At 43.4% G+C, this 1,584-nt stretch carries 2 protein-coding genes; one reads left to right on the forward strand and one right to left on the reverse strand.

The window, feature by feature from the left end:
• The first annotated feature begins 179 nt into the window (after nt 1-179).
• Nucleotides 180-362, forward strand: coding sequence for a hypothetical protein (locus C8J48_RS18485; RefSeq protein WP_107728736.1), 183 nt, complete (start codon nt 180-182; stop codon nt 360-362).
• A 402-nt stretch (nt 363-764) separates the two neighbouring features.
• Here the strand turns inward: C8J48_RS18485 and C8J48_RS18490 are convergent, their stop codons facing one another.
• The gene (locus C8J48_RS18490) at nt 765-1,001 is read right to left on the reverse strand and encodes a hypothetical protein (protein WP_107728717.1); all 237 of its coding nucleotides are present in this window, start codon (nt 999-1,001) and stop codon (nt 765-767) included.
• Nucleotides 1,002-1,584: the final 583 nt, after the last annotated feature.

The raw sequence follows: 1,584 nt of genomic DNA on the forward strand, positions 1-1,584 counted from the left end.
CCGAAGAAGCAGCCAAAAACAAATGAAACAGCCCGCCGGATGCCACCGACGAGCCACAAAAAGAAAAAACGCGCTAGACACAGTATACCACACTTGGTTTTACTGGAGGGATTCACGGATTACAGGACCGGCATTGTCCACTAAAGAAGCTGATCAAAGGCTTGAAAGGAGGTGAACCAATGAAAAAAGAGCTGTACAAACACGTAGATCAGTGCTACCCACTTGAGAAGCGGCCGCGGCCGGATGACCCGGCAGAGGTAGAGTCGGAGACGACGGAAAACGAAGAAGAGGCCCGAAAACGGCGGCAACCGTTCGGACCTCTTGGAAAGAAAATGCACGGCATTGTAACCGAGCATCACTAAACCCAACCCAATTATACCACATTCCCCCGGTGTGATCCGGGGGACCTAATAAAAAGGAGTGATCAGCATGACAGCAGAAAACCAGGAAATGTGCAACGGGTGCAAGGAAAAAGAAGCAGATGAGTTTTGTCTTGGGAAGTGTCTAGAATGCTTGGAAAAAGACATCGACCGGTGGTTTTTTTCTACCCTACCGATTTAACCTACTTGCCCCGGCCTAAACATCAGCCGGGGTTTTCTATTGTAAAAAAATAGGCCCTGAAATTCTCTTTCTAAGCGGCGAAAAAAGAAAGGGAAGGGGTCAGGGTATCACGGGATTATTAAATATCCGGTAATAAACCTTACCGGACAAAAATAAAACCCGGTTCCTCGCTGGGAACCGGGTTATTGCGGCCATCGATTTCCTTAAAGTACAGAGTAAATTTTTTCTTTCAACTGTGGGTGACGATCGTCAATGAAATCTGATATTAACTCTCCGGCTAAATCATCCAGGTAGTCTTCAGCATCAAATCCGATGACGGTTGGATCAATCCAATCTGAAAAATTATCGAGAATTTTCTTGATCTCCTTTTCATCGAGTTTGGCTCCTTCCAACTCTTTGCGTAATTGTTCTTCGACATTAAATGTAATTGTCAATTCCATGGTTTCGCCTCCTCGCCAGTAATCCTATCAAGGAGAGTAGACGTCAACAATACTGATAGATCCCCCTTTCATCCCGGTTATTTCCTTCTACCTTTAGAGCATTCTTTTTCCCACTTCATACACCCGGGAAGGGAAAATGTGAGATCCAATCTCTTAAATACAAAACACTCCTATTCGACTTTATAAAAGTGATTTCTCATTTCAATGGTGGTTGGTAATTATTTCTTTTCAAAGCGGAGAGGATAAGTGCTTCCCTTTTCAATCATCAGGAGCTAAAAAGATGGCTGACGATAACTAACGGAAAAATGTCCGGTAATGTCCCGGTAGATAACATTCAAATTACTCAAAAGTTAATTGCATGGGGGATACTTACCCCTTCAAACGAAAATAAACCACCCTTTAAAGGCGATATTTTAGGTCTGGTAACGTGTTTTATGGATAAGCATTTTACCTCTAGCCACTCACCAAAGAAAGATTTACCGGTTTCTTGACTTTTGTTAAACTCAATAAAACGCCGAAAACCTTCGTCATATCAAGGGTTTTCGGCGTTTCGGTTTGGGAATGGAGGACTAATCTCCGTAAC

The organism is Desmospora activa DSM 45169 (genome assembly GCF_003046315.1).
Lineage (GTDB): Bacteria > Bacillota > Bacilli > Thermoactinomycetales > DSM-45169 > Desmospora > Desmospora activa.